The organism is Cytobacillus gottheilii (assembly GCF_001636345.1).
Classification (GTDB): Bacteria; Bacillota; Bacilli; order Bacillales; family Cytobacillaceae; genus Cytobacillus; species Cytobacillus gottheilii.
This window is the reverse complement of sequence record NZ_KV440945.1, coordinates 1,724,858-1,746,334: the sequence shown is the minus strand read 5'-3', so window position 1 is coordinate 1,746,334 and position 21,477 is coordinate 1,724,858. Positions and strand designations below refer to the sequence as shown.

Below are 21,477 nucleotides of genomic sequence, written 5' to 3'. Positions count from 1 at the left end.
ATGATGGCTTTGAACATTTTGCTGTGACTCATAAATTTTTGTTAATAACGGCATCAATAACGCACCAATAAGAAAAAGAGCTGAGAGGGACAAAAATAAATCTGTTAGAATAAAGCCATCACATTTCCGCAACATAAAATCGTCCTCTCCCGATTAAAAAGGTCATCTTAAAGCTCTTTTCGTTGAAGAAAATATAAAACTGGCCAAATTGATTGACATTCCCATCTGACAAAAAGGAAAAATACAAGTCCATGCTCCCTTCTTGAATGGAAATATCTTTGGAATACTGTCTGCTAAATAGAATTTCTTCACTGTTTTCTATTACGTAATACATATGGTTTTCAGGCTGAATAAACACGCGGATTTGCTTTTGGTGAGAAATAGCGTAGCTTTGAGCGAAGAGGAGATCAGATTTTAGTTGAGAAAAGAACTGCTTCTCTAAAAGTGTGTTTGTCATTGGACTGATTTTTACAACTGAAGCTGTTAAGATGATTAATACAATAGAGAATACAATTAATGATTCTATTAAAGTGAAACCAGACTCAGTATGAAGTTTCATGATGAGGGCGATTCAGATGATACTACTCCATCAGCGGAAATGACTATTTCATCACCATTTTGGCACTTTAGCTGATTTTCATTTAAGTATTCTTTATCAGCAAGCTCTTGAATCGTTGCCGGCAATTCCTTTTCATCCATTTCGTATGCTTGGACTTGAGCCTGCACCATCTGAACAAAAGCATCACAGCCTTTAGAATTAATTTTTGAATTATGCTGTGTTACATTTGGTACTGTGATAATTAATAATACAGATATCACCAGCAGAACAATCATCATTTCAATCAGAGTAAAACCACGCTGATTTTTTAACATTAAAATCCCTCCATTAAATGAAACATAGGTAATAAAACCGCCAAATACATAGAAACAAGCAGAAAGCCAATAAAAGAATAAATGATCGGCTGTATCGTTTTAATCGTCTTTTCCACCTTTTCTTCCAATCTCTCCATACAATGCTCGCCAAAAAAAGCAAGCTCCTCTGCCAGCTTTCCGTTTTTCTGTCCATGTGCAATGATTCGGGAAAGCTCAAAGTCAAAAATAAAATACTTTTGAATTAACATTTCAAGCGCTTCCCCTCTTAATAAGCCGCTCTGCAATTCACAACCCAGTTCCTGATAAAGTGGCTGCTTTTCATTCTTTTCGAATAGCTGCAGAGCCTCAAATACAGACAATCCTGCCTGCAGCAAATAATGAAGCTGTACCGAAAAATAATGTGAATAGAATAGTTTTAAAAATATCCCGAAGACTGGAATGGAGGAGATCATTGTCTTTTGCTTTAAAAACGTTAAACGTTTAAAGCGAAAGGAATAATAACATAGGAGCACAATGACTAGAAGGAAGGTCACACTCAACATAATAGGAAATAAGTTACCGAAGCCATACACTATGTTTGTGAAGAAATTAGCCTCCAAATCCAATGATAGAAACAAGGATGAAAACTTAGGAAGCAGGATTTGTATAACAAACAAAAACAGTACAATCGTAACCAATATCAAAAAAATGGGATACATTAGCAGCTTCTTAAGTTTTTGCCAATTTTCATCCCGCTTTAAAATCATCTCACTTCCATCTTTAAATGCATCTGCCAATCCGCCATGCTGCTCTGCAAAATAAACATACCCAATGACATCTTCATTAAATTTTAGTTTTGAGAAGGCATTATATAAGGAATAGCCTTCACGCAATTCTGATAAGCATAGCTCCATTGCCGGCCTTTTGTGATGCGGCAGGTGCAGAATGACTGACTCAATCGCCTCGGATAATGGATAACCTCTTTTCAGAAGGTCACCAATCCATTTTAATAGCAGCCCCTGCTCCTGAAGGCTCCATTTATTCTTTTGCATCATCCATCACCCACCGTTCATATTCCGATCCCTTTACATATCCAAGGGCAATTCCTTTGCGGATATAATCCTTCAATGTCCGATATTCAACTAATGTTCCTCCATCATTCAAATGATTGATGACACTATGCAGCGCTTTCCCTGTTAAAAGTTCAAAAATAGTAGCACGTTTTAACTGTCCATAACTCAAGCAATAAGGAGAACACTCTCCCCCGCAATAAGGGCAAGTCAGCTCCATTAGCCGCTGAGCTGTAACAGCAATCAGTGTTTGCTGAATTTCCAGTAAACTCACACCAAACTCCTGCAGTCTTACAATCGCTCCCTGTGCATCTCTTGTGTGCATCGTTGTTAATACTAAATGTCCTGTCAACGAAGCACGCACCGCTATTTGAGCAGTTTCAGCATCCCTAATTTCTCCAACCATAATAATATCCGGATCATGGCGCAAAATGGCCTTTAAACCGGTGGCATAAGAAACTCCTGCTTTTTCATTTACCTGCACCTGCATAACCTGATCATTTTCTTTTTCAATTGGGTCTTCTAATGTGATTACATTTCGATTGTAGATATGTGAGGTTTCGTTGAGGAGTGAGTATAAGGTTGTTGTTTTGCCGCTGCCTGTAGGACCTGTTAAAATAATCAGTCCATGAGCATGTTTTAATAGTGCCAGCATTTTTCTTGTCGTCTCAGGGAATAATGAAATGTGATAGTAAGGGATATTCTGATGTGCGGGAAGGATGCGGATAACAAGACTTTCTGAAAACCGGGAAGGTAGAGTGGAAAAGCGCAAGCCAATCTGATAACCATTCATCGTGTAAGAGCTGGCTCCATTTTGCGGACGTCTCTTTTCACCGATATCCATGGATGCAGTGAATTTAAAGTGAGAGATGAGACGGTCGCAATCCTCTCTTGGCAATTGAATTCTGGGGACAAGTTTGCTGGCTAAGCGAAACTGAATCAATGTATCGTTTTTGCGGGGAAGAATATGAATATCTGTCGCCTGTTTTTGGACAGCATCACGGATAATACTTTCTGCGAGCCTTTCAATATTGCTCACCGCTGTTGTACACCACCTTCTTATTTAGGATGATATTAAATTTCGACAATTTCCTGCCTTTCCCTTCTTTTTTCTTGAATTTTTTTCAACATTCTTCAAAAAACGTGAAGATGTGAACATTTTCTAAACTTATGGTGAAAACAGTGTTTACTTCAAATGGCTGTATTATAATGGAATAAATACTCAGTCTGAGGTGAATTCTAGTGGAACAAACATTAAAGATCACGAATGTATTATCTGATCCAACCCGCTATTATATATACCAATATATCTCTGAAAAACATCGTGATGTGACGGTGCAGGAGATTGCCGACAATTTTTCCATTCATCCAAACGTTGCAAGACTGCATTTATCAAAGCTCGAAGATGTAAATATGATTATTTCTGAAACAAAGAAAACCGGAAAAGGCGGACGCCCTAGCCGGCTATATCGCCTTTCTGATGAAGTTATTCAGCTTCAGTTTCCTTTCAGAGATTACCAGCTCCTTTCAGAGATTGCACTTGAAACCCTCATGTCACTTGGAGAAGCAGGCAAAGCTGCCTTATATGCGACAGGCAAAAAGTTTGGCCAGCGCTTAATGGATCAGGAAAATCAGCGTCCGCACAGTAATATGGCTATTTCCAGTTTTGATCAAAAGCTGAACTTGATTAAAAACGCAGCAACGCTATCTGGCTTTCACCCTGAATTTGAAGTCAATGAAGATGGAACATCTGTTTATTTTCAAATTTACAATTGTCCGTTCAAGGAAATTGCTGCAGCACATCCAGAGTCCGTCTGTCACATGCATTATGAATTCTTAAATGGAATGTTTTCATCTGTCTTTCCGGATGTGGAGCTAATGGAAAAATCCAATATGCTTAAAGGCTGTGATTTTTGCTCCTACCAGACGGTCTTGACAAACTGATAACATGTTATTTACTTTTATCTAACATTTACCTTATAATAAGATCGTATGCAATTGTATGCGTTTTAAAGGAGGGATACATATGGATCGTATGTACAGAGTACTCGGATTCTGGACTGGCATATTCGCGATAATGTTCTATGTAGGCGATATGTATACTACGTCCTTAATCTTTTTCGGTCAAACAGGATTTTTCCTGCTTCTAAGCTATTTAAAGCTTTCCGAACGTATGTATATCTATGTATTTGGAGCTTATTTAACTGTGTTTTTCGTTGGGTTTACGTACTGGTCAACATTTATGATGATCCCGGGTTCAGGCGGCCACTAATCAGATTGACTTAGTGCGCAGCAATGGAACCGGCAAACTGCACTAATAGCTTCGATGGTTACCGTGCGTTATTGCTTTTGTTCTAGCTTCTTTAATCCAAAAAGCACAAATAAAAAAACGATGATGATTTCATCGTTTTTTTATTTGCAGTAAGCTAACCTCGATTAAAATCCGTTTAAAAATGGATTAGAATCCATTTCTTGTCCAATAGTCGTTGCAGGTCCATGTCCTGATAGTACGATTGTTTCTTCCGGCAGTCCCAAAAGCTTATCATGAATACTTTTTATCAGTTGTGCATGGTTGCCGCCCGGCAAATCTGTTCTTCCAATACTTCCTTGAAAAAGCGCATCCCCGGAAACAGCAATTGATGATTCTGGAAAATAAAAAGTCACACTGCCAGGTGAATGTCCAGGTGTCTCAAGTAACTGGAACTTAAAGTCACCAATTTGCATATGTTTTTCTTCTGTAAGGATATGATCTGCTGGCTTCATTCGTATCAATGTGCCAATTTGAAAAAATTGTGAGCCATTTAGAGATGGATCAAAGAGCCATCCTGCCTCTTGTTCATGTATATAGACAGGAATATCAAAGTATTCACGCACCTCATCTAGAGCACCAATATGGTCAAAATGGGCATGTGTCAGTAAAATCGCCTGTGGCTGATATTTTTTTTCATTTACAGCGCTGATTAGCCTTTCAGCATCTCCGCCTGGATCTACAATTAAACATTTTTGATTGTCTATAGCCAAAACATAGCAATTTGTCTGTAAAGCACCTAAAGGAATACAATGCCATTTCATGTTCTCAACCTCCATCTAGTCCGTTTGTTCCCTTCATTTTACACTAGATTATACAAGATGTTAAAGAGAAGCATGCAGATATAAGCGCTCCTCATTAGCCATATATGCCATTAAAACTTTAAAATCCTTCTCAAAGTGATTTAATGCATTGCCCTAAAGACAAATAAGTGTCATTTTTAGACCTCGACAAATTCTCGAAAAACTTATAAAATAATAACGAATGCAAAATGATAGTAAGGTAAATACTTCTTAAAAAATGCAGTCATCCATTGCCGTTTTGTAAACGTTTAATTTAAGCTTTCTTCACTGGAATACATTGAAGGAATTATAAACGTTTAGCTATGGCACAAAAAGAGTACATAGTAAAACTGTACAAGGCTTTCGCCTGCTGCAAAAACATAAAGGAGGCTAACTGAATGGGACTTGTAATTATTTTTGCTTTAACAGCACTGCTGGCACTATTTGGAACAATTAGTGCACTAAAAAACAAAAATTTACTTGGAATTGTCTTTGGCGGAGGAACACTAGCTGTTTTTGGCTGGTTCGCGGTTATGACTTTAATCAATAGCGGGTATCCTGCTGTACACTAAGACATTAAAAAGAAGAGGATTGCCACTTGTGGCAACCCTCTTCTTTTTATTCTTCCAATAAAGACTGAACTCTCTTTACCTTATCCTCCATCTTCCTTTGAATATCACGGCGATCATCAATTCGAATATTAGTAGCAACCCGTTCAATATTATGCTGAAAAGGAGCTTCATGGATTTTTTGAATGACTTCAAACAATACTGGAAGTTCCCCTTCAATAATGGTATTCATCGGCGTCAGCTGGAAATGAATTTTCCCGGCTTCCTGATAGGAAGCAAGGATTTTTTGTATTTCTGCTACATACTTGCTTACACTTGGTGTTTTCGTTCCAATTGGAATGACTGTTACATCAACTATTGCCATTTTATTACGTCCCCTTCTTATAAAATTTCCTCTTTCATTAAAGAGATAATCTCACCGCTCTCCAGGTGGATCAGCTTCTCAAAATAATAACCATACAAACAAGCTTTGCCATCAGGTGAACAGCTGAGCGGCTCATTTTCTGCGTTTTCGAGCAGGATTTCCTTTTCTCCGCTGCTCAATTTTGTGTTGATTAGCTGAAATCCGTCCTGATATAAATCTGCCTCAGAGCTATGTAAAGGCTGGAAAGAGAGGAAAGATTCATTCCCGATGAAGTCAGAGTATGGAATTAGCCAATCTGAATAGTTCGTTAATTGCGGGACAGAAAAGGAGGATAATACTTCAAATTGTTCTGTCATAAACGTATAGACCGCTTCGTCCATTTTACCATTTTCAGCAGATATCGTCATAACTCCTTGATCAAATCCCTTTACTTGAAAAATGTGATCAAGAATCGTTTCATTTTGATCATTAAAAATTGAATGCTTAACTAAGGGTGCAAAAAGAGCTGGGTTTTCTGAACTCCAGTCAAGATATACTACCTCTTCGCTATTAAGCCAATGCACAAAAGGTTCATTTAAAGTCAATTCACTTAAGCTTTCTTCTTCGATATTCATTAAATAAGGAGTGAAAGTCCAATCCTCTGAAAAAGCCGAAATGAGAATCAGATTCGAATCATAAGGATTCCATGTATAGGTTAGCTCAGCAGCAGTTAAAGATTGCGAATTCAGGACCTTACCTTGCAGATCAATAACCGTCAGCAGTCCTTCATACGTAGAAACGGATGTGTGTATAAAAAGGTTCTTTTCATCCGGACTGATTAAAACATCTACAATGGGCAGTTCTGATGTGTACAATAATGATTTCTCACCTGAATAGAGGTTATATTCATAGATATCAGAGGTGTTGCCTTTTGATACGGTATAAACAACTTTTTCATTTGATAGCCAACCGCTAATTCCTGAAAATTGTCCGTCGTTCACCTCTATAGGAACCAATTCTTTCTTAGACTCTACTAAATTTTCCGGCGCTGCATCGCCATCTTTTTCAAGTTCGCCGTCATCGCCTTTTTGACAGCCTGCCAAAAGAAGAAGAGAAAAAGCAAGAATCAGTAAAAGGCCCTTACACAGATATGTAGATGTTAAAAAACCTCTCGCCTTTTGCCTCTGATTACCGCTCATCTTCTTTCCCCCTTTAATCCGCTATTTATTTGTACGTAAATATGTTAAAAATGTTTCAATTATTTCAAAAATATTTTAAAAAAACAACAAAAAGCCGAAATCGGCTTTTTGTACTAACAGCGATTATAGTTTTTTGTGTCCGTGTACCCTTGTTTATTTGCTTAACTGGACTAGAGTAATAAGGACTTCAAGCTATTATACTTTTCTTCCTCCCTAAAATACAAGCGTTAATTACATATATAATGAAGCTAGAAAGATTCCCAGCACTTCTTCATATATTTCATCAAACTGGGACAATGGCAGCGGATTAATGCCTTTTCCTAACTCAATTGTAAATCCTGGCTTGCGAAACTCTTGAACAAACCAATCTTTATACCCTGCAAAGCTGTCAATATACTGTACGGATGTATATCCGCTGACTCGTTCAAATTCATCTGCAATGACTTGAGATTCTGGAGGTTCAAGCCCTTCATATCCCCAATAAAACTCTTCTCCTTGTGTATGAAAAGCAAGCATTCTGTCAAATTGATTTTCACGGGCAAACTCTGCCATCGCTACAGCCTCAGGCTCTGTTAATGGTGCAGTTCCCGGAAAGTCTCTTGGAGCTGGTGCTTTTTCCTCTTTGCGTTCCTTCTCTACTTCCCATTTAGCTGGATATTGATTATTTAAGTCTACCCCACGGATATTCGCTTTCCAGCCTGAGAAATCTGTACTGCCATTGTTAATCTGCAGAACCTGATCTCTCATCTGGGCAGGAGGTCCTTTCAACACTAGGTTAACACCATCTGGATTAACCATCGGTACAATGGATAAGCTGACATTCTGATAATATGGCAGCACATCTAATCCTCTGATCGGGCGCATATTAGTGAGTGCAAGCAAATAATTGTTAACTAAAGCCATTAAAATGGGCGTTGTAATCCATTCATTTGCATGGAAGGATGCATTGATTTGCACTTTCTTAGGACCAGTTCCTATTTTTATTTCTTGTATAGGTTTCCCAAGAACACTATTTCCGATTGTGTTTATTTGTATAAAAGGAAAAACTCCTTTTAGGGAAGTCAAATCCGTCTGCAGGGATTCAAATGTATAATTCATGCGCCGATTGAGCGACGGAGCGATCATTCTTTTAGGCAAATTAATTACTGATCCAATAACGAGCTGATTTGGATTGATATTTTGATTCAGCAATAATAATGCATCTGCAGAAAGATGCCGTCCTGCACTTAATTTCCAAAATGTATCCCCTCTTTTGACTGTATAACGTTCTATCGAAAAGCCAGGGATTTGTACTTCCTGCCCTATTTGCAGAGCAGATGGATTTATATTCGGATTAGAATCAATAATTAAATTTAACGGAACCATAAACAGTTGGCTATAGTACCATAATGAGTCACCTGAACGAACAATGATCTTCATTCTACTCCCCCTTTCCATCATTCATACTGTATGAAAGAAAGAGAAGAAAAATGACTATGATCAACCATTGGTGCGGGCACTGCTTATGAGGACAAGTGCTTAGAGCCGATAGATTTCAATTGCTATTTATTATTGTTTGGATAAAATCGAAGCAAATCACCATTTATAATGGAATCTGAATATTCAAGCTCACGTTTGGCCTCTTCAATAAATGGTGCGCACTCTCTTTCTCCAACCTGTTCTCCTGTGGTTTGATCATAACAAGTATTCCGGGTATAGACATACTTTTCGGATATAAAGCTGCCATCCCTTAGCACCGTAAACTGAGAACGGTTTTCTGAAAAAAGATCTGAGCCAAAATTGAAGCCATTCTTCGTATCAATACCAAGTAAATGCAGCAGTGTTGGCTTTACATCAATTTGGCCAGAAACCTTTGAAATGGTTTCTCCCTTTTGCCCAGGAATATGAATAACTAGCGGAACCCGCTGCAGCTCCATATTCACGAGTGGAGTAACTTCTTTACCTAAAAATCCACTCAATGTGCCATTATGGTGCTCTGATAATCCGTAATGATCACCATAAAGTACAATGATCGAATCTTCATATAATCCTTCATCCTTCAGCTTTTGAACAAAAGTCTTAACCGCTTCATCTGTATAACGGACAGTTTGAAAGTAATTATCTACAATACTATCCCCTGATCCATAGGATTCAATCAGCTGATCGCTTTCTTTTAATTCAAAGGGAAAATGATTTGTAAGAGTAATAAACTTAGCCAAAAATGGTGAGGGAATTTCTTTTATATGCTCAATAGATTGCTCAAAAAATTCAATATCTTTTAACCCCCAGCCTACAGAGTTATCTTGATTCACCTCATAAGATGGCAATGAATAAAATCGGTCATATCCTAAAGTGCTATACATAATATCGCGGTTCCAAAAGCTTTTATTATTGGCATGAAAAGCGGCTGTTGTATATCCATGATCTCTCAGTATCTCAGGCATTGCTTCATATTGATTACCCGAATGTGTAAAAAAGACGGCACCCCGGTCCAGCGGGTACAATGATGTATCAATTAAAAATTCAGAGTCAGACGATTTGCCTTGTGCGGTCTGGTGATAAAATTGATCAAAATAGTAACTTTCTTTTATAAAATCATTTAAAAATGGTGTAATTTCCTGTCCTTTAACTTCTTGGTCAACCACAAAGCTTTGGACAGATTCCATCGCAATCAGATAAACATTCTTATTTTTAGCTGCTCCAAATAAATGATCATTTGGGAGATCATAGCCAGCATGAATATAATTATCGATATCAGCAAGTTCGCTTCCATCAGCCATTGCACGCTGTGCAGAAGACTTTGACTGCAGAAACAAGTCATATACATGATAATTATACGTTCCAATATTTTTCACAAGCACCTCCCGATCAAAGGTGCGGGTCAGAAGATCTGACCATTGTGATTCCGCCAAGCCAATATTAAAGAAAGCAAGTGCTGCTGCTGCAATAAAAAAAGCAGCCCTTTTGATCTTCGAATACTTTTTATATAATGCAAATTTTGGTTTTAAAAGAATGATAAGGGCTATTAGGACAACATCAGTAAAATAAAGAAGATCACTAAAACGAAGCAGTTCATTCACACTGCTGCCGAGGTCACTCATATTGCTTGTCTGAAACAATACGGGAAGTGTTATATAATCATTATAAAATCGGTAAAAGACAACGTTTGCAAAAAGAACAGCCGAGATCAGGAAGCTTGATGTCAAAACATAAATATTTCTCGTCCTCTCTTTAAAAAACAAGCCAATACCTAAAACAATTAACAGAAAGCTCAATGGATTTATAAAAAGAATTAACTCCTGTTTCCAGTTATCAATCTGTATATCAAAACTGGTTTTATAAACGATATATGTTTTGAGCCAAAGCAAAACTACTGCAATTGAGATAATTGACATTGCAGGCATTGTTTTTTTGCTCATATCATGCAAACCTCCTTGCATAAGAAATGATCTCTTAAAAACGTTTTCTTATTTAACTTATTTCGATACTGTGCGGTTTTTTCCAAAATAAATACTTTTTAAAAAATGGCTTAATTAATAGACGTTTGAGACCTTAAAAAGTTTCGAATATTACATCATTAATAAAAATAAATAGGAACCTTCTGGCCTTTATACTTTCCTTTTTCAGTATGAAATAAAAGAAAATGAAAAAAAGCACCTTGATCAAAAGGCGCTTGTCTCTTATAGATTATTTATTTTTTGCCAGCCAAGCTGCACCAATGACGCCTGCGTCATTTCCCAGAATGGCTAAATCAATTGTTGTTGTATTTCTGACCCCTGGAAAAGCGTATTTTTGAAAATGTTCAATTACAGGTTTTAATAAAATATCTCCTGCTTTTGAAACTCCCCCTCCTAATACAATCTTTTCAGGATTTAAGGTATTCGCAATATTTGCGAGAACAAAGCCAAGGTGAAAGGCTGTTTCCTTTAACACTTCCGATGAAAGCTTATCTCCGCTTCGTGCTGTATCAAATACATCTTTTGCTGTAATAGCTCCAGCTGTCTGATAAATCGAGAGCAGCTCGCTTTCCATATTTTCATTGATTTTGATTTTTTCGGTCGCCTGCCGAACAATTCCTGTGGCAGATGCAATCGTTTCAAGGCAGCCGGTTTTGCCGCAGTTACACGGGGCACCGCCTTCTGGGATCACCGTTATATGGCCAATTTCGCCCCCAGAACCTGCTACACCTTGTACAATATCCCCGTTGGCAATAACTCCGCCGCCAACACCGGTGCCAAGCGTAACACAAACAAGATCCTTCCCTCCATTGCCTGCACCCTTCCACATCTCTCCTAGAGCTGCACAGTTTGCATCATTATCTACCACAACAGAAAGGCCTGTTTCAACTTCAAGCAAGTCTTTTACCGGATAGTTATCCCGCCACCCTAAGTTTACAGAATGGTATACAATTCCTGCATCAAGATCAACTGGTCCTGGTGCCCCCATCCCAATCCCTTGGACCTGGCTTTTTTCAATACTCCATTCTTCAAGCTTCTCATCAATACTTTTAGCTATATTTACGGTAATGTTTCTTCCTTCTTCACTATTATCAGTCGGAATTTCCCACTTATGCTGAATTTCTCCGTATGTATTTAACAGTGCCAGTTTGGTAGAAGTGCCTCCTAAATCTACGCCAATCAACCATCTATCCATAACCCTACTCACCCTTCTGCTGTTTCTCTTTTAATAGCTGTGCTTCATGCCTTAACAGCAAAATCGCACTTTGGTATTGCTGCGGTTCTATTAGCAAGGAGTCATATAAATCTTGTATCTCTGCTTCCATTAACTCCAAATCAGCGACACGATCTCCTATATAAACAAAGATGCCAAATTTCTTCAGCAGCTGCTGAACATCATAAATACTATTCATAGTTGCTCCTTTACTGGAAAAGTGAAGCGCTTTAAACATTTGCATAATTGAAAGAACTTCATCTGAATAAAAATATAAAATTAACGTTATTTCGTGCCAAAAAAACCCTTAAAACACGCCCATTGTCACGTTTACTGCTTACCTTAAAGTATAATCGAAAGCTCCTGTCCTCTCAAGGGTTAGAATCAGCTGCTAAATACTTTTTTCCAAAGTAGTAGATTCCTCTTGATTTTTACAAATGAAAAAACTTCCCTTATATAAAAGAGAAGTTTTTAATTAGCATTTTATTTATCTGTCAGGATCTTTGGGATGGATAACCCTCGGTCTTCTATTTTTTAAAGGAATAGGAGAGCGAATTAGGACATCCCGGAAGGCTCGCAGGTTGAAAGGTATAAACGGCCAAAAATATGGAACGCCAAATGACTGCATTCTTGAAAGCATAATGATCAGCAGGACGACCGCGATCATGAATCCATATTCATGGAATAAGCTTGTCATGAGCAAGAGCCCAATTCTAATAAGCCGGTTTGCAAGACTCATCTCATAGCTTGGTGTTGCAAATGTTCCTATTGCTGCGATTGCTAAGTACAATACCACTTCATTAATTAGGAGACCCACATCAACTGCAACGGAACCAATCATTAATGCTGCAACTAAACCTAGCGCAGTTGCTAGTGAGGAAGGGGTATGGATTGCGGCCATCCTCAGCATATCAAGGCCTGTTTCAATCAGCAGAAATTGCAGCAGCAATGGCAGATGTCCTGTATCCTCTGGCACCAAAAATAGAAGTCCAGCTGGCATTAACTCCGGTTTTACAGCAAGTAAGTACCATAATGGCAGTAAAAAAAGGGACGCAAATACAGCTAAGAATCGTACAGCTCGCAAATAGGCACCTACCAATGGCTTATTGCGGTATTCTTCAGCATGCTGTAGATGATGCCAATACGTTGTCGGTGTAATGATGACACTCGGTGAACCATCGACAATAATACAGACATGTCCCTCGTATAAATGGGTGGCTGCTGTATCAGGTCTTTCCGTATAACGCACGAGCGGATAGGGATTCCAATGCCTTCCCGATATAAACTCCTCGATTGTTTTTTCAGCCATCGGCAGTCCATCTGTATCGATTTTGGCTATAGCATCCTTTACTTCTTTTACAATCGCTGGATCTGCTATATCCTCAATATAACTAACTACGATATCGGTTTTTGATCGTCTGCCTACCTGCATATATTCCATCCGCAAGGTTTTGTCTCGAATCCTTCTTCTTGTTAAGGCTGTGTTAAATACAAGTGTTTCAACAAATCCATCTCTTGATCCCCGGACCACTCGTTCTGTATCAGGTTCCTGCGGCCCTCTGACAGGATATGTACGAGCATCGATTAAAATGATTTCGGGAACTCCATCGACAACGAGTGCGGTTGGCCCAGCCAGTACAGCACTTATAGCTGCATCAAGATCTGTTGTTGTCTCAACCTCTACATATGGGATATACGTTTTAACTAATTTAGATAATGTATCGCCTTCCAGCTGTTTTGGATCAAGGCCAGAGAGCATTTTCATTAAATAATGGAGAATATCATCTTTCACAAATCCATCCACTAAATAAAGCGCCATTTCCCTTTCCGCATATTCCACATCGAGCTGAATAATATCAAAGCTCTTCTCTACACCTAAAGCTTCTTTTAAATATGCGATGTTCTCTTTAAGATTAGCAGAAACTTGTTTTTTCTTTGTTTCTTCCAAATTCTCCACCTCAATATGATTTTCCAGCATTTTCAATGCATATATTCATCAGCATTGACATACAGAAAAAAAATCATACCATCTACTGGTATGATTCGATAAAATGAGGATTATTTTTAGCAATGTATCAGTTTCCGGATTCATATTGATTGATTTGCTCTAAGAGATTTGTATATAACTCTTCACCATTTTCCAATTCAATCGCCCGTGTCACAAGCTCCTTTGCTTCTGCCACATTATTTTCATTTAAATAAATCAGAGCCAAGTTATAATATGCTTCATGAAATTGATCATTTTTCTCTATAACACCCTGAAGATGCTCTTTTGCTTCTGTCATTTTTCCAGTATGAATCTCCGCATAGGCCAGCTGGAACAACACATTAGCTGATGCGTCTTCAGACTGTGCAGGCTCTTCTAACAGTTCTATGACCTTTTCGTGTTCTCCCGCATCAATGTATTCACTTGCGGCAATCATTAAAGATTGTTCATCGACCACTTTGGAATGATCGCTAAATCCGTACCATAAAAGTGCACCAAAGATCAGCGCTGTTAAAAGCAATGCTGGCACTTGCAAACGCATATTTTTCTTTTTAGGCAGATGGACAATCGCTGCGGCGAGGAAGCCTCCAATCATACCGCCGATATGGCCTGCGTTATCAATTCCTGGTATCACAAATCCCAGTACAAGGTTAATTCCCAATACAACAATGATATTCATCCCAATGGTTCTAAAAAATAATTCTTTATACATAAAGCCAAAATAAATCAATGCACCAAAGCAGCCAAAAATGGCTCCGCTCGCTCCTGCAGACAGACCGTCGCTAAAAATAAAGCTGGCAAGCGTACCGGAAAAACCAGCTATCAAATAAATTAGAAAAAAGCGGATGCTGCCAAAAATCCTCTCTACAGCAGCACCTAAATAAAATAATGCAAGTGTATTCATCAATAAATGCACCAAGCCAATATGAAGAACAATCGGAGTGAAAAATCTCCACCATTCCCCTTCAAGAATGAGCGGGTTAAACTTAGCACCATATTGAATTAGAGTGGAAGTGTTTGTACTGCCTCCTTTCCATTCGAGTAAAAGAAACATAAGAACTTGAATGGCGATAAAAGCATAGGTAAACAGAGGTTTCCCAGCCCGAAAAACTGCCTGTTCTTCCTTTTCCTTTTTAACTGCTCCTGCTAACGTTTTTTGCTTAAGGTTCTCTATTTCTTCAGGATCGGTATGTAACTCTGCAGGAATGTCAAATCGAGAAGAGAATAAGCTATTAAGCTTTGCTGTTTCTTTTTCATAAAGAACTGGAGCCATAATCATTGTTGTAACTTCTGTTTTACTGCCTTCCTGGAGTTGAAAAGGTGCCTCCAACCGATATTCATAATCATCAACAGGAGGGTATGGAGAAATATAAATATTTAAAATGCCTAATTGCTTTTTCGCCAGCTGCTTTCTAATTCTTTCACCGTTTGCAGCTGTATGTTCAATATCCCTTTCCATCCAGCTGCTCCAGTCAAGATCATACCGCAGCAATCGAATCACCTGCAGCTGTTTATTTTCCATTTTTTCAAGCCACAATTCTTTATCGCCTTCCCCTAACTGAACAATGCGAAAATCATGATCTGAAATAAAATACCATGCTAATCTCCAAAACATATACTCTTCTTGCATAAGATCTCCACCACTCTATGTTAACTTTTCGGAAAAACACATTAGACAAATCTTGAAAGCAGGCTTTGATCCTGCTTTTCGATACAGCTTCTAAAAGAACAGGCTGCATGCTGCCTTCGTGTGCGTTTAAACCATTTTAATCTTGTATCTATACGGCTAACTTATCCTTTAACTATAGAAAAAAACACTTTGTATTGTAAAGCAATATCATCCTTATATGTCTTTTTATAAATTCAGGAAGAAATTTGGATAAAAATGCTGTCTTTCATTCAAACTAATAAAAAAACAGGAGGTTGGATCATGGGAAAATTTGTTTCGATCTTTGTTATTGGTCTTAGCGGCTATTTATTTTTTCAAAATCGCTATCGATTATTAAACTTTGTCTTAAGCAATGTATGGCTGCGCAGATTTGTTGTTGGCTCTTTTCTAAATATGCCTGGAATGCGCGATCGCATGATGAATTCGGTCTTCCGTTAGAATGTAATCTCCTAAAAGAAAAAGGCCAGAGCGGCCTTTTTCTTTTTCTATCATTATTAATTGTTTGAGAAAAATGGTTTCATCGTTTTCTTAAGCACTTCAGCTGAGTGTGTAAACTTCTCTTGTTCATCTTGATTTAAGTGAAGCTCAATTACATCGCGTATTCCCTTTCTGTTCACAATAGCAGGAACCCCAATGTACACATCACTTTGTCCGTATTTGCCGTCCAAGTACGCAGAAACGGTCAAGACCGAATTTTCATTTTGCAGAATGGCCTTTGTTAGCCTAACCAGTCCCATCGCAATGCCATAGTAGGTTGCCCCTTTACGTTCTATGATATGATAGGCGGCATCCCTTACATTTAAAAATAACTGATCCAGATCCTCTTGCTTATATTGCTCTTTCTTTTTCACCCAATCAGCGATCGTTTTACCGGCAATATCTGCATGGCTCCATACCGGAAGCTCTGTATCCCCGTGTTCTCCTATAATATAGCCATGAACATTTCGGGAGTCCACTTGAAAATAGTCTCCAAGCAAGTAGCGGAACCGTGCTGTGTCCAGAATCGTGCCAGAGCCAATGACTCTTTCCTTTGGCAATCCGGAATACTTCCAAACCGCATAAGTGAGAATATCGACAGGATTTGTCGCAACAAGAAAAATACCGTCGAAGCCATTGTTCATCACTTGATCGACAATGCTTTTAAAAATTTTTGTATTTTTCTCTACTAAATCCAAACGGGTTTCGCCAGGCTTTTGATTGGCCCCAGCACAAATCACAACAATATCTGCGTCACGGCAATCAGAATAATCTCCATACCAAATGCTTGTGGGAGAAGGAGCAAAAGGCAGGCCGTGATTTAAATCCATCGCATCTCCCTCTGACTTCTCCTTATTCAGATCAATGAGCACTAATTCCTCTGTAACTCCTTGATTCAGCATCGCAAAAGCATAGCTGGATCCGACAAATCCAGTTCCAATTAAAGCTACCCGATTCACTCTTTTTGACACGATATCTCCTCCTTTATATTTCAATCATTGTATCAGATTATTATTAACTAATTGTAAATTGAAAATATATAAAACCTAGAAGAGCAGCAATAAATCCTGATAGAAAGTTTACTGAATCATTGTTAAGAAAAGCAGACCCTTTTTGCAGACTTGTTTTTGTCTGACAATGCACAGTCTTTTCCATTTGTTTTCCACAAATAGTACAAACATAAACAGCTTGGAAATAGGCTCCCATTACAGTATCGAGTAAGTTGCCTATAAAGCCAAATAAAAAGACAAGCCAGAAGGCAGCTAACTCCAGATCAAATAAATGTAAACCAGCAAACCCAATGACAAAAGATCCTGCAATCCCCGCAAGTGTACCCATAACACTCACTGCTCCAGAAGTACCTGCTTGTGCCTGTTTGAATGTTCTAATTGATATGGGCGCTTGCTTACTGAGGGAACCGATCTCTGATGACCATGTATCCGAATTGGCACTCGCTATGCAAATAAGGAATGCAAGCAGCCATGCTTCATCAGCAGTCTGAAAATAAAGCAGACTGGCCGCTGCAGCAGCACCGCCATTGGCAGCAACCTGCTGCCAATCCCGATTGGAGCCTTTTTGTACAATTTCCTCTATAGCAGCTTTTTTTTGCTTCTTATAAAGAGACAATATGCTAGATGAAAGAAAGAACAGACCAAGGATCAGCAAACCTTCATAACCAAAGCTATAGCCAATACTAATCCCTACGACAACAGCACATATGCTACCTGAAAAGGAAAGAACCTTTAACTTATACCCGCCGATTGATGCGGCGAGAATGATGAAGATGAGAATAAGATCATTAGACATGTGGATTGTAAACCTTCGCATCCGTTATTATTTGCATAACAGACTGATCGTACACATCGACTGGCAAAGTTTTCACGATTTGTTCATCAAATGCAAGCGCAATGGTTTTACCTTCATAAAAGGGAAGAAAACGGTCATAGTATCCGCCCCCAACACCTAGGCGCTCTCCGCTTGAAGTAAAGGCAAGACCAGGCACAATTAATAAATCAATCTCTTCCGCTTTTTTTGCCTTTGTCTGCTCTTCAATTGGCTCTAACAATTGAAAGTAAACCCGCTCTAGCTGTTTAAAATCTGTAATGGTACGAAAAATCAATTTTCGCTCTTTTGGTTCACATTTTGGAACAGAGACCGTTTTTCCTTCCTCCCATGCTTTTTTGATGATTGCATATGTATCGACTTCAGGCTGAAGAGAAATTGTAATGCCTATACTTGATGCTTTCTCCCATGCCGGCTGCTGAAAGAGTTTATGAGCAATGATTTCAGAACGCTGCATATATTGAGCTTCTGTTAACTGGGCAAGAGTATTTTTTATATACTTGCGTAAATCTTTTTTTTGCTGGTCCAGTTCCATCCTCCAGTCCTCCTTTTATCTGCTATTTCATTTGTTTTTTTACATACAAAAAAAGCAGCAGGAATGACCCCGCTGCTTATTTTGTCTCACGATGTGTAACAGAACGCTTATCTCTTGGGCAATATTTCTTAAGCTCAAGACGATCTGGATTGTTTCGTTTATTTTTTTTAGAAATATAGTTACGATCTCCACATTCTGTGCAAGCTAACGTAATATTCACACGCATGTAATTTCCCTCCAAACTATAGATGACTAGTTCGTTCATACGACTTTTCTATAATATCACTTTTTAGTTTGAAATGCTAGTGTGTTTTTTAAAAGAACAGAATTTAAGTTTTGTAATTCCGTTTTGCTGCTGCCGCTAATAATCCAAGACTCGCCTTCACATGTTTGCCTTCCGTCAAATTCAATTTCTTTTGTATACAGACTGACAGCATTTCCCTTTACCATCGGAAGATATTTTAATCTTCCGCTAGCTGATTCCGCCCATATATTATCGGTATGAATATTCCAATAAGGCTGGATTGTACATTCGCTCATTTTTTCATTTTCCAGATACCCGTTAACTAAGTAAACAGTTTGATCAGCCAAATGGTATACAAGGTTATCAACAGGAGAAACAAAAGAAACATGTTCTCTAGAATGAGTTTCGTGTTTGTATTGAAGCAATACATTCACTTTTCGTGAAAATGGGTAATGGTTTGTGACATACACTTTGTAATAGCGGACCTTTGAATGAATGTGCAATTCTTTCACATGAATCGATAAGCCGATCTCATGGAGTGTCTGCTGAAGCCCTCCGTTTAGCCAATAGGTGACTCCATCGACCCTAATGCCAGGAAACATTCTCAGCTTTCTATTAACACTTTCATATAGAGGATCATGATCAGTTATTCTAAGAGAATTTGTATTCATTTTAGGACACCTTTTTTATTTATTTTTGTATAATCATTTTGCTTTCAATCAATATTTCTTCGTATACACGCTTCGTCAATTCAGCTGTACGATTCCAGCTGAAAAGGCTGTCTGCTACTCTCTTTCCATTTATTCCGAGTGTGATGGCTTCTTCTTTATTCGACAGAAGGAAAGATGCTTGGTCTATCAGGCTGTCCGGATCACCTGGGTTCATCAATAAACCAGTAGAACCATGCTGCACGATCCCTTTTAATCCCCCTGTATTTGAAGCAATGACTGGCTTTCCTGCAGCCATCGCTTCAAGAGCCACAATCCCAAAAGGTTCATAGTTACTTGGAAATACGGCCATTTCACACATTGAGAAAAGCTCTGCACGCTGCTGATCACTGATAAAGCCTGGAAAATAAAAGCGGTTCTCCAGTTTATACTCTTTCACTTTGCTGCGATATTCTTCTAATAGCGGACCTCTGCCTGCAATAACAAAATAAATATCCTTAAACGTTGCACAAAGCTCATTCGCTGCCTCAATAATCGTTTCAAATCCCTTTTCCTGTACCATTCTTCCAATGGAAAAGATAAGTCTTCCGTTTTCCTGCACATAAGGCATTCCCATAGCAGAGCATTTAGTCTGATGATGAGATACATGTTCTACGCCGTTTGGAATGATCGTCATTTTGTTTTCTGAATGCTGAAACAGATCAATAACTTCATTTTTCATATATACACTGCAGACAATGATGTGCTCTGAGTGTTCAATCAATTGTTTTTCCTTTTTGTGTATAAAGCTTTGCATCTCCGTAAAAATTCCGCCATTTCTGCCTGATTCCGTTGCGTGAATGGTCGTAACGAGGGGAATATTAAGCAGCGTTTTTAGACTCATTGCACAAGCTCCAACCAGCCAATCATGCGCATGTATTAATGAAAAAGAATGTATGAAGCGTAACTCTCTTGCTTTTCTTTCCATTGCCAGATTTAAACCGCCAATCCATCTTAAAAAATCAGGATCTCTGCTATTTAATGGCTCTACACGGTGAATAAAGACTCCGTTTACTGCCTCTGTTTCAGGCAGTTCTCCTGTATTAGCTGTAAGGACATGAACCTCAAAACCTATTTTTACAAGGCTTTCTGCCAGGGCACCAACATGTCTTGCCAAACCGCCAACAAGGTTAGGTGGATATTCCCAAGAGAGCAGAAGAACCTTTCTCTTTTGTTCCTTTCTTTCCAAATGCACTTCTTTTAAAGGATAAAACCTTTTGTAAGAGGACTTATCTATAGTGAGACCTGTTGAGATTCTTCCAGTTGCATCAAGCCATTCATCAATAAGCTCATCCATCATTGATTCATCTTTATGATATGTGGAGTTTCTCCCAACCAATTGCTCCATTTTGTGAACATATGTCCACGAATAGGCCAAATCTTTCGAAAATAGAGAATGCGGAGTCACTTCAGGCAGAAACGATTGACACAAGTGAACATTCTCTTCAGTTTGAGAAAGGTTTCCCTTTTCACTTCCTTGTAATATAAGATCCATTTTTTCAAGTTCTTCCAATCGTGCCAGAAGAGTAGAAATATCGGAATAGATCACTACTTCTTCAGAAGAAGCAGAAGTTTGAGCTAACCAATCTTTCATCTCTATTCTTTGATTGCTGAATTGCTCTGAGAAATCAGTATGAATAGGAAGGATCGTTAAACCATGAGGTGACTTTACAATGCTTCTTCCCTCATGGATAGGTGGGGGATCAGCAAATTTTATGGTTTCAGAGCTTATAAAAGTATGAGAAAATGCCTGGTCCATTAAAAATAAATCTAGTCCAGGTGCATACATTCCGTAAGGAAACCAGAATCCTTCTGGTTTAATCTGCAAGTGCTTCTGCAAACAAGTTAAACTATTTCTAATCTGCAGCTGTGTTCCAACAGAGGTTGTTGCATAAGGAAGGATACCAGTTGAAGTGGCTAAAACTTGTATGCTCTTTCTTTGCAGCAGTGCTGATATGAGCTTATTAATATTTTTATTAAAACCATGCCAATACTCTAGTACCTCTTGATCTTGTTTTAAGTAGGTGTCCATTTCTTTTTGAAATTCAGGACTTTCAAAGATCTGGTAATATGAAGACGATAAGGCGATTTGGATGTTTACATAGTGTCTAGTATTCTCCAGATGATGAAACAACTGCAGAAGCTTATGAACGAAGGGATAAAGGTCCGGCCAGTATTCCACCTGCTTGGGATAATAATGCACATCAGGCTGAAGTATAATCGTAATTGGCTGCTTGTCCATT

23 protein-coding genes are annotated in these 21,477 nt (G+C 38.5%); 4 read left to right on the top strand and 19 right to left on the bottom strand.

What is annotated here, in order from left to right; genetic code table 11:
* Positions 1-118 precede the first annotated feature (118 nt).
* The 4 genes from comGD to comGA are packed head-to-tail and all read right to left on the bottom strand — an operon-like array spanning position 119 to position 2,961.
* Positions 119-559, bottom strand: coding sequence for a competence type IV pilus minor pilin ComGD (gene comGD / locus A6754_RS08390; protein ID WP_066443677.1), 441 nt, complete (start codon positions 557-559; stop codon positions 119-121).
* Complete coding sequence (gene comGC, locus A6754_RS08385) at positions 556-873, bottom strand: competence type IV pilus major pilin ComGC (protein WP_066443675.1); 318 nt, start codon at positions 871-873, stop codon at positions 556-558. Before comGC ends, comGD begins: the two co-directional genes overlap by 4 nt.
* Positions 873-1,907 carry a competence type IV pilus assembly protein ComGB gene (comGB, locus tag A6754_RS08380; protein ID WP_306806921.1) on the bottom strand — a complete coding sequence of 345 codons (1,035 nt, stop codon included), beginning with the start codon at positions 1,905-1,907 and terminating at the stop codon, positions 873-875. The genes comGC and comGB overlap by 1 nt, the downstream gene beginning before the upstream one ends.
* Positions 1,891-2,961 carry a competence type IV pilus ATPase ComGA gene (gene comGA / locus A6754_RS08375; protein ID WP_066443673.1) on the bottom strand — a complete coding sequence of 357 codons (1,071 nt, stop codon included), beginning with the start codon at positions 2,959-2,961 and terminating at the stop codon, positions 1,891-1,893. The genes comGB and comGA overlap by 17 nt, the downstream gene beginning before the upstream one ends.
* A gap of 203 nt (positions 2,962-3,164) precedes the next feature.
* Here comGA and A6754_RS08370 point away from each other — a divergent pair, with 203 nt between their 5' ends.
* Positions 3,165-3,866 carry a helix-turn-helix transcriptional regulator gene (locus A6754_RS08370; protein WP_066443665.1) on the top strand — a complete coding sequence of 234 codons (702 nt, stop codon included), beginning with the start codon at positions 3,165-3,167 and terminating at the stop codon, positions 3,864-3,866.
* An 82-nt stretch (positions 3,867-3,948) separates the two neighbouring features.
* Entirely contained in the window at positions 3,949-4,194 is a 246-nt protein-coding gene (locus tag A6754_RS08365; RefSeq protein ID WP_066443663.1) for a DUF2626 domain-containing protein, read from the top strand.
* A 164-nt stretch (positions 4,195-4,358) separates the two neighbouring features.
* On the opposite strand, the gene A6754_RS08360 is transcribed toward A6754_RS08365, so the two are convergent.
* Positions 4,359-4,994: an MBL fold metallo-hydrolase gene (locus tag A6754_RS08360; RefSeq protein ID WP_066443660.1), complete on the bottom strand. Its 636-nt coding sequence runs from the start codon at positions 4,992-4,994 to the stop codon at positions 4,359-4,361.
* Between the two features lie 416 nt (positions 4,995-5,410).
* On the opposite strand from A6754_RS08360, the gene A6754_RS08355 reads away from it, so the two are divergent.
* On the top strand, positions 5,411-5,584 hold the full coding sequence (locus A6754_RS08355) for a DUF2759 domain-containing protein (RefSeq protein WP_066443657.1): 174 nt from the start codon (positions 5,411-5,413) through the stop codon (positions 5,582-5,584).
* A gap of 46 nt (positions 5,585-5,630) precedes the next feature.
* Here the strand turns inward: A6754_RS08355 and A6754_RS08350 are convergent, their stop codons facing one another.
* From A6754_RS08350 to A6754_RS08315, 8 genes are all read right to left on the bottom strand, one after another.
* Complete coding sequence (locus A6754_RS08350; protein WP_066443655.1) at positions 5,631-5,945, bottom strand: MTH1187 family thiamine-binding protein; 315 nt, start codon at positions 5,943-5,945, stop codon at positions 5,631-5,633.
* A 17-nt stretch (positions 5,946-5,962) separates the two neighbouring features.
* A complete protein-coding gene (locus A6754_RS08345) occupies positions 5,963-7,123 on the bottom strand; it encodes a YqgU-like beta propeller domain-containing protein (RefSeq protein WP_082851647.1) in 1,161 nt (386 codons plus the stop codon).
* Positions 7,124-7,354: 231 nt separating this feature from the next.
* On the bottom strand, positions 7,355-8,542 hold the full coding sequence (locus tag A6754_RS08340) for a M14 family metallopeptidase (protein WP_066443650.1): 1,188 nt from the start codon (positions 8,540-8,542) through the stop codon (positions 7,355-7,357).
* A gap of 122 nt (positions 8,543-8,664) precedes the next feature.
* On the bottom strand, positions 8,665-10,521 hold the full coding sequence (locus A6754_RS08335) for an LTA synthase family protein (protein WP_180320202.1): 1,857 nt from the start codon (positions 10,519-10,521) through the stop codon (positions 8,665-8,667).
* 268 nt (positions 10,522-10,789) lie between these two features.
* Positions 10,790-11,755, bottom strand: a complete 966-nt coding sequence (locus A6754_RS08330; protein WP_066443647.1) for an ROK family glucokinase — start codon at positions 11,753-11,755, stop codon at positions 10,790-10,792.
* Between the two features lie 4 nt (positions 11,756-11,759).
* Entirely contained in the window at positions 11,760-11,972 is a 213-nt protein-coding gene (locus A6754_RS08325) for a YqgQ family protein (protein WP_066443644.1), read from the bottom strand.
* 288 nt (positions 11,973-12,260) lie between these two features.
* Positions 12,261-13,751: a spore germination protein gene (locus A6754_RS08320; protein WP_371806974.1), complete on the bottom strand. Its 1,491-nt coding sequence runs from the start codon at positions 13,749-13,751 to the stop codon at positions 12,261-12,263.
* A 97-nt stretch (positions 13,752-13,848) separates the two neighbouring features.
* Entirely contained in the window at positions 13,849-15,390 is a 1,542-nt protein-coding gene (locus A6754_RS08315) for a rhomboid family intramembrane serine protease (protein WP_066443636.1), read from the bottom strand.
* A gap of 300 nt (positions 15,391-15,690) precedes the next feature.
* On the opposite strand from A6754_RS08315, the gene yqgO reads away from it, so the two are divergent.
* A complete protein-coding gene (gene yqgO, locus A6754_RS22935; protein WP_180320201.1) occupies positions 15,691-15,867 on the top strand; it encodes a protein YqgO in 177 nt (58 codons plus the stop codon).
* A 56-nt stretch (positions 15,868-15,923) separates the two neighbouring features.
* Here the strand turns inward: yqgO and A6754_RS08310 are convergent, their stop codons facing one another.
* The 6 genes from A6754_RS08310 to A6754_RS23170 all read right to left on the bottom strand — a co-directional run bounded on the left by A6754_RS08310 (position 15,924) and on the right by A6754_RS23170 (position 21,476).
* Positions 15,924-16,877 (bottom strand): L-lactate dehydrogenase, encoded by a 954-nt coding sequence (locus tag A6754_RS08310; RefSeq protein ID WP_066443634.1) that lies wholly within the window; start codon positions 16,875-16,877, stop codon positions 15,924-15,926.
* Between the two features lie 43 nt (positions 16,878-16,920).
* Positions 16,921-17,712: a DUF92 domain-containing protein gene (locus tag A6754_RS08305; RefSeq protein WP_066443629.1), complete on the bottom strand. Its 792-nt coding sequence runs from the start codon at positions 17,710-17,712 to the stop codon at positions 16,921-16,923.
* Positions 17,705-18,277, bottom strand: a complete 573-nt coding sequence (locus tag A6754_RS08300) for a 5-formyltetrahydrofolate cyclo-ligase (protein WP_082851815.1) — start codon at positions 18,275-18,277, stop codon at positions 17,705-17,707. Before A6754_RS08300 ends, A6754_RS08305 begins: the two co-directional genes overlap by 8 nt.
* 82 nt (positions 18,278-18,359) lie before the next feature.
* Entirely contained in the window at positions 18,360-18,509 is a 150-nt protein-coding gene (rpmG, locus tag A6754_RS08295; RefSeq protein ID WP_066443624.1) for a 50S ribosomal protein L33, read from the bottom strand.
* Between the two features lie 56 nt (positions 18,510-18,565).
* The gene (locus A6754_RS08290) at positions 18,566-19,198 is read right to left on the bottom strand and encodes a hypothetical protein (RefSeq protein WP_066443620.1); all 633 of its coding nucleotides are present in this window, start codon (positions 19,196-19,198) and stop codon (positions 18,566-18,568) included.
* 19 nt (positions 19,199-19,217) lie between these two features.
* Positions 19,218-21,476, bottom strand: a complete 2,259-nt coding sequence (locus A6754_RS23170) for a glycosyltransferase (RefSeq protein WP_156495733.1) — start codon at positions 21,474-21,476, stop codon at positions 19,218-19,220.
* Between the last annotated feature and the right edge of the window lies 1 nt (position 21,477).